Raw genomic sequence first — 6,526 nt, forward strand, 5'->3', positions numbered from 1 at the left:
CCCACACCCACATCCGCCCATGCCCATGCCCACGCCGACGCCCCGCCCCCCTACTCCGAGAGCCCGCCGCCACCCGCCTACTCGGAGGTCCCGCGGGGTGGTTTCGACCCCCGCGCGCTCACGGACTTCCAGTTGGACGAGCTGACCCACCGTCTGACGGGGCGCATCACCCGCCTCCTGCGTACCGAACTCCGCCTGGACCGCGAGCGCGTCGGCCGCCTCCGCGACCCCCGGCACTGACCGCCTCCCGATCTCCTCGCCCCGCCGCCCCCGCTGAACCAGAAAGGCCCCTCGATGTCCCGCGAACTCGACCCGGGCTCCACCATCTTCTTCACCCTGACCATCGACGGGGAGAGCCTCGGTTTCTTCAACGGGTGCGAGGGACTGTCCTCCCAGGTGGAGATCGAGCAGCGGCAGGAGGGCGGCAACAACGGGTTCGTCTGGCAGCTCCCGTCGCGCGTCACCTTCTCCACGATCCGGCTGACCCGGCCCCTCACCCCGGACACCACCAAGGTCGCCAAGTGGATCTCGTCGGTCACCACGGGCGTGACCCGGCCGACGGCCCAGATCGCGGCGCTGCGCGCGGACGGTTCCGAGGTGGCGAAGTGGGGCCTGATCGACGTGCTGCCGGTCAGCTGGCAGGGCCCGTCGCTGGACCCGGCGAATCCGGGCGTCGCGACGGAGGTCCTGGAGATCACCCACCACGGCTTCACGGACTGAGCGGGGGAGCAACGTCATGGCCAAGGGAAGCAAGGGCGGCGCGGGCAAGAGCCTCGTGCGGGCCACGCTGGCGATCCACGAGCCGCCCGTCGGTTCGAGCACCACACCGGGCGGGCTCATCAGGTCGTTCGCGTTCGACTTCAACCCGTCGCAGCTCCAGCTGGGCCGCCGCGCCCAGTGGAAGGTGACCCCAACGGCGGCCGTCCGCGACGGTTCCGTACCGGAGTTCATGGGTCCTGAGCCGCGCGAGATGACCGTCGAGATCTTCCTGGACTCCTCGGACAAACCGGGCAGCAACACGGTCCTGAAGAAGGTCGAATCGCTCCTGGAGTGCTGCGAGGTGACGACGAAGAGCATCGCCGCGAAGCAGCCGTCGCCGCCGTGGGTGGTGTTCCAGTGGGGTTCGTTCTCGACGGCCCGCTTCACGTCGTACGTCAGCAGTGTCGATGTCAGCTATTCGCTGTTCGGGACGACGGGCGTGCCCATCCGGGCGACCTGCCAGGTGCGGTTGCACGAGATCCCCAGCAAGACGAAGGGGCAGAACCCGACGTCGGGCGCGCTGACCGCGCAGCGCGTGCACCGGGTCGTGGCGGGCGACTCGCTGCAGTCGCTGGCCTGGCGGGAGTACGGCGACACGGCGGCCTGGCGGACCATCGCCGAGGCGAACGGCATCGACGACCCGAACCGGCTGGCCAACGGCACCGAACTGGTGCTGCCCGCCGTCGAGGAGGTGCGTTTCTGATGGTGCAGTCGGCGTATTCGAGCGTCATCCAGGTCACCCTGGGCGGCCGGCCGCTGCCTGCCGACTTCGCGCCGCTCCTCGTCGAGGGGTGGGTGGACCAGGGCCTCGGGGTCCCGGCCGCGTTCCGGCTCACCTTCCGCGACCCCTACCACCAGATCCTCGGCAAGCTGGGCGTGAAGTTCGGCACGCCGGTCGTCCTGGCGCCCGTCGCCGACGGTCAGGGCGCGGCGAACCCGCTGTTCACGGGGGAGGTGTGCGGGCTGGAGGCGGACTACGACGGCACCGGCTCCTTCACCGTGATCCGCGGCTACGACCACGGTCACCGGCTGATGCGTCAGCGCCGTATCGCCGCCTACCGCAACCAGAGCGCCTCCGACATCGCGCGCAAGCTGGCCGCGCAGGACGGTGTGCCGGTCGGGAAGATCCAGGCCACGAAGACGGTCTACGAGTTCATCAGCCAGGCCAATGTCACCGACTGGGACTTCCTGGCCCGGCTCGCCGACGAGAACGAGATGGTCATGTCGGTCGACGCGAAGGGGAAGTTCCAGTTCGTGCGCCCGGACCCCGCCTCCGGCGCGCCGGCCACCTCCACGCCCGGCGACAAGAGCCCGTTCGTGCTGGAGGCCGGGACGGACATCCTGCGGCTGCGGGCCGCCGTCACCTCCGCCGAACAGGTCGCCACGGTCGAGGCGCGCGGCTGGGACGTCACGACGAAGAAGAAGCTCACCGCGACCGCACCGGCGAAGACCAACCCGGGCATCAGCATCGGCACGACACCCGGCGAGGCCGCCGCCAAGTTCAAGCCGGCGAAACTGGTCGACGCGCAGCAGCCGTACGACCGGCAGTCCGAGGTGAAGTTCGCCGCGGAGGCCCTCGCCGACGAGGTGACCGGCTCGTTCGCCGAGCTGGAGGTCGTCGCGCGCGGCACCCCGAAGCTGAGGCCCGGCCTGCCCGTCACGCTCGCCGACGTGGGCGCCCCCTTCGAGGGCAAGTACACGGCGACGTCCGTACGGCATGTCTTCGGCGACGGCCGGCACTACGAGGCGTGGGTCACCGTCAGCGGCCGGCAGTGGCGGTCCCTGTACGGGCTGGCGTCCGGCGGCGGCGGTGACCCGCAGAACGGCCTGCGCCTGCCCGGCACCGCGAACGCCCTGGTCACCGACATCCTGGACCCGCTCAAGCAGGGCAGGGTCAAGCTCCAGTTCCCGTGGCTGGACGACGCCTACGTCAGCGACTGGACGCGGGTCGTGCAGTGGGGCGGCAAGGACGGCGGCTCGATCTTCCCGCTCGACGTGGGCGACGAGGTGCTGGTCGCCTTCGACCGGGGTGCCCTGGACCATCCGTACGTCATCGGCGGCCTCTACAACGGCAAGGACAAGCCGACGCCCGTCAGGGACGTGCCCCTGCACGACGGGGCGCGACGCCGGGCCGCCCGGCACACCCTGTCCGACCGGGACGGCAACCGCGTCGACCTGCTCAGCCAGAAGACCGGCGGCCGCAAGCAGGGCGTGCGGGTGACGTCCGGCGACGACCGGCTCGTCATCAACCTGGACCGGACGAAGACCGAGATCACCGTCGACAGCAAGGGCGCCGTCAGCATCACCGGCTCCCGGTCGGTGACCGTGAAGGCGGGCACCGACCTCACCCTCAGCGCCGGCCGCAACCTCGCCATCAGAAGCGGCGGTTCCCTCACCCTGAGGGGCGGCCTGGTCAACATCAGGTCCCTGACGGGCGTGGTGTCGGTGGACGCGGCGGGCCTGCTCAACCTCAAGGCCCTCGGCGCCGCCACGATCAGCGCGGGCACCACCGTCCAGGTCAACTCCACGACCAACGTGGGCATCCGGGCCGCGACGGTCATGCTCCAGGGCGCCGTACTCGTCAACGCCAAGCCGTACCCGCTGCCGTGACGGCACACCGACGGCACGCCGTGAACACCAGGAGAAGGCAGGTGGCCCTCTGATGGCCGAGCAATTCGTCGGATCGGGCTGGGCGTTCCCGCTGCGCATCGGCCCCACCGGGGGCATCGCCCTGGTCAGCGGCGAACGCGAGATCGAGGAGGCGATCCGGCTGGTCCTGGCAACCGCGCCGGGCGAGCGCCCGATGCGGCCGGAGTTCGGCTGCGCCATCCACGACCTCGTCTTCGCCCCGGTCAACGAGGCCACCGCGGGCCGTATCCAGCACGAGGTGTACGCCAGCCTCGACCGCTGGGAGCCGCGCATCGAGGTCACCGACGTCGAGGTCACCGCGGGCGCCGAGCAGGGCGTGCTGTTCATCGACGTCCGCTACGCGATCCGCGGCACGAACAACCCGCGCAGCCTCGTCTTCCCCTTCTACGTCATTCCGTCCCACGACGAGCCGGACTCCCCGGCCTCCTCGGGTACGGCCTCCGAAAGCGACCGCTGATGGCTCTGCCCTCCCCCAATCTGGACGACCGCCGCTTCCAGCAGTTCGTCGACGACGCCAAGCGCTACATCCAGCAGCGCGCCCCGGAGTGGACCGACCACAACGTCTCCGACCCCGGCGTCACCCTCGTCGAGACGGTCGCCCACATGGCCGACCAGATCGTCTACCGCCTCAACCGGGTCCCGGAGAAGAACCACCTCGCCTTCCTCGACCTGGTCGGCATCCACCTGTTCCCGCCGTCCGCGGCCCGCGCCGACGTCACCTTCTGGCTGTCGGCGCCGCAGGAGGAGACCGTGCTGCTGCCGGTGGGCACCGAGGTGGCCACCGTGCGCACGGAGAGCGAGGAGGCGGTGGTCTTCGCGACGGAACGCGAACTGTCCGTCGTACCGTGCGAGTTGCGTCATCTCGTCGTGCAGCACCAGGGTGAGCCGGTTGCCGACCGGACCACCGACCTCGTCGAGGGCAAGGACCTGCTGTGCTTCTCGGAGGCCCCGCAGCCCGGCGACTGCATGCTGCTCGGCCTGAGCGCGGCCGTCCCGCACTGCGCGGTCGCCCTCGAACTCGACAGCCGGGTCGACGGCGTCGGCGTGGACCCGCGCCAGCCCCCGCTCGTCTGGGAGGCGTGGACGGAGGACGGCTGGCAGTCCTGCGAGGTCGACCGTGACGGCACCGGCGGCCTCAACCGGCCCGGCGAGGTCGTCCTGCACGTCCCCGCGGGCCATGTCCTGTCCCGTTCCGGCGGCCAGGAGGCCGGCTGGCTGCGCTGCCGCGTCACCGAACCGCTGACCGGCCAGCCCTTCTACACCACCTCGCCCACCGTGCGCTCCGCCGAGGCCTTCACGGTCGGCGGCACCGCCCCCACGGTCCACGCCGAGACGGTGTACGACGAGGCGCTCGGCGAGTCGACCGGCCTGCCCGGCCAGCGCCTGCGCCTGGCCCACGCCCCGGTCGTCGGCGACGACCCGCCCCTCCTCCTGCAGACAGCCGAGCACGTGGGCTGGACCGACTGGCAGGTCGTCCCGCACTTCGCCGCGTCCGGCCCCGCCGACCGCCACGTCACCCTCGACGCGGCGACCGGCGAGATCGCCTTCGGCCCGTCCGTGCGCGAACCCGACGGCACGCTGCGCCAGTACGGCGCCGTCGCCCCCAAGGGCTCGGTGATCCGCGCCCGCCGCTACCGCACCGGCGGCGGCCGGGCCGGCAACGTGGCCCGCGGCTCCGTACAGGTGCTGCGCACCTCCGTGCCGTACATCTCCGAGGTCGTCAACCGGGAGGCCGCGCGCGGCGGGGTCGACGGCGAGACCGTCGACGAGGCCAAGGTGCGCGCGCCCGTCACCCTGCGCGCCCAGGAGCGTGCCGTCACCCTGCGCGACTACGAGGAGCTGGCCCGCCGCGCCGCCCCCGAGACGGCCCGCATCACCTGCCTCGAAGGCGACCCCGACGAGCACGGGGCGTACGCGGTACGGGTGTTGGTGGTGCCGCAGGCCGTACCCGACCCTGGCGGACGGCTCCGCTTCGAGCAACTGGTCCCCGGCGACACCCTGTTGGACCGCATCACCCGGCACCTCGACGAACGCCGCCTCATCGGCACCCGGCTGGCCGTCGGACCGCCGTACTACCAGGGCGTCACCGTCGTCGCCACCGTGCACGCCTTCCGCGGCGTCGACACCGACCGGGTGCGCCGCAAGGCCCACGACGCCCTCTACCGGCACCTCGACCCGCTCACCGGCGGCACCGACGGCCGCGGCTGGCCCTTCGGCCGGCCCGTCCAGTCCGGCGAGGTCTTCGCCGTCCTGCAACGCGTGCCCGGCGTCGAACTCGTCGACCAGGTCACCCTGCACCCCGCCGACCCGCTCACCGGCAAACGCGGCGACGCCACCGACCGCATCGACCTGTCCGCACCCGCCCTGGTCTTCTCCTACGACCACCGCGTCCGCGTGATCGGAGACGGCTCATGAACCCGGCCGCACGGGCGAGCGGGGCGCTCCGATGAGGGGCTCGGTCGACGGGCTCGGCTCGTCCGCCCCGATCGGCGCCATGCTGCCCGCCGTGTTCGCCGACGACGACCTCGCCCAGCGGTTCGTCGCGGGACTCGACGAGGTGATCGCCCCGTTCCACAACGTCCTCGACTGCCTGCCCGCCTACTTCGACCCCGCCCTGGCCCCCGTCGACTTCACCCGCTGGCTGGCCGGCTGGGTCGGCGCCGAGACCGACGGCACCGAACCCGAGGAACGGCTGCGGGCCGCGGTCGCCGCCGCCGCCTACCTGCACCGGGTGCGCGGCACCCGGCGCGGCCTCGCCGAGGCGATCCGGCTGGCCTTCGGCGTGCGCCCGGAGATCTCCGAGAGCGGCGGCGCCGCCTGGAGCGCCCGCCCCCTCGGCCCGGTCCCCGGCGAAGCACGCCCGCACCTGCACGTCACGCTCCGCCTGCCCGACCCCGGCCCGGCGGACGAACACCGCCTCGACGCCCTCGTGTCGGCCGCCCGCCCCGCCCACATGCCGTACACGGTCACCGTGACCGCCGCCGAAAGGACCCCCGAGAGATGACCACCCAGAACTGCGCCGAATGCGGCACCCGGGCGGAGCCGGGCCAGTCCTTCTGCGACGCCTGCGGTGCCGTCCTCGGCTGGACGGACCGCGCGCCGGCCCGTACGGCGGTGA

At 72.3% G+C, this 6,526-nt stretch carries 7 protein-coding genes and 1 pseudogene; all 8 read left to right on the plus strand.

All coding sequences use genetic code 11. The features are described from left to right. A pseudogene (locus BZL64_RS41990) lies at positions 1-240 on the plus strand (extensin); the annotation flags it as partial. Positions 241-294: 54 nt separating this feature from the next. Then, on the plus strand, positions 295-720 hold the full coding sequence (locus BZL64_RS34400) for a phage tail protein (RefSeq protein ID WP_086773002.1): 426 nt from the start codon (positions 295-297) through the stop codon (positions 718-720). Positions 721-736: 16 nt separating this feature from the next. Next, complete coding sequence (locus BZL64_RS34405) at positions 737-1,462, plus strand: CIS tube protein (protein ID WP_086773003.1); 726 nt, start codon at positions 737-739, stop codon at positions 1,460-1,462. Beyond that, complete coding sequence (locus BZL64_RS34410; protein ID WP_086773004.1) at positions 1,462-3,369, plus strand: VgrG-related protein; 1,908 nt, start codon at positions 1,462-1,464, stop codon at positions 3,367-3,369. Before BZL64_RS34405 ends, BZL64_RS34410 begins: the two co-directional genes overlap by 1 nt. Positions 3,370-3,421: 52 nt before the next feature. After that, positions 3,422-3,865, plus strand: a complete 444-nt coding sequence (locus BZL64_RS34415) for a GPW/gp25 family protein (protein WP_086773005.1) — start codon at positions 3,422-3,424, stop codon at positions 3,863-3,865. Then, positions 3,865-5,823: a putative baseplate assembly protein gene (locus tag BZL64_RS34420; RefSeq protein WP_086773006.1), complete on the plus strand. Its 1,959-nt coding sequence runs from the start codon at positions 3,865-3,867 to the stop codon at positions 5,821-5,823. The genes BZL64_RS34415 and BZL64_RS34420 overlap by 1 nt, the downstream gene beginning before the upstream one ends. Before the next feature lie 31 nt (positions 5,824-5,854). Further along, positions 5,855-6,412: a phage tail protein gene (locus BZL64_RS34425; RefSeq protein ID WP_086773007.1), complete on the plus strand. Its 558-nt coding sequence runs from the start codon at positions 5,855-5,857 to the stop codon at positions 6,410-6,412. Then, positions 6,409-6,526 (plus strand): zinc-ribbon domain-containing protein (locus tag BZL64_RS42075; RefSeq protein WP_341868846.1); only part of this gene is annotated, 118 nt, incomplete at its 3' end. The genes BZL64_RS34425 and BZL64_RS42075, both read left to right, overlap by 4 nt.

Source organism: Streptomyces bobili, from assembly GCF_002154575.1.
Lineage (GTDB): Bacteria > Actinomycetota > Actinomycetes > Streptomycetales > Streptomycetaceae > Streptomyces > Streptomyces bobili.

Coding starts and splice junctions, on each gene's coding strand:
- BZL64_RS34425 (WP_086773007.1), top strand. CDS start 5,855: ATGAGGGGCTCGGTCGACGGGCTCGGCTCGTCCGCCCCGATCGGCGCC.
- BZL64_RS34420 (WP_086773006.1), top strand. CDS start 3,865: ATGGCTCTGCCCTCCCCCAATCTGGACGACCGCCGCTTCCAGCAGTTC.
- BZL64_RS34415 (WP_086773005.1), top strand. CDS start 3,422: ATGGCCGAGCAATTCGTCGGATCGGGCTGGGCGTTCCCGCTGCGCATC.
- BZL64_RS34405 (WP_086773003.1), top strand. CDS start 737: ATGGCCAAGGGAAGCAAGGGCGGCGCGGGCAAGAGCCTCGTGCGGGCC.
- BZL64_RS34410 (WP_086773004.1), top strand. CDS start 1,462: ATGGTGCAGTCGGCGTATTCGAGCGTCATCCAGGTCACCCTGGGCGGC.
- BZL64_RS34400 (WP_086773002.1), top strand. CDS start 295: ATGTCCCGCGAACTCGACCCGGGCTCCACCATCTTCTTCACCCTGACC.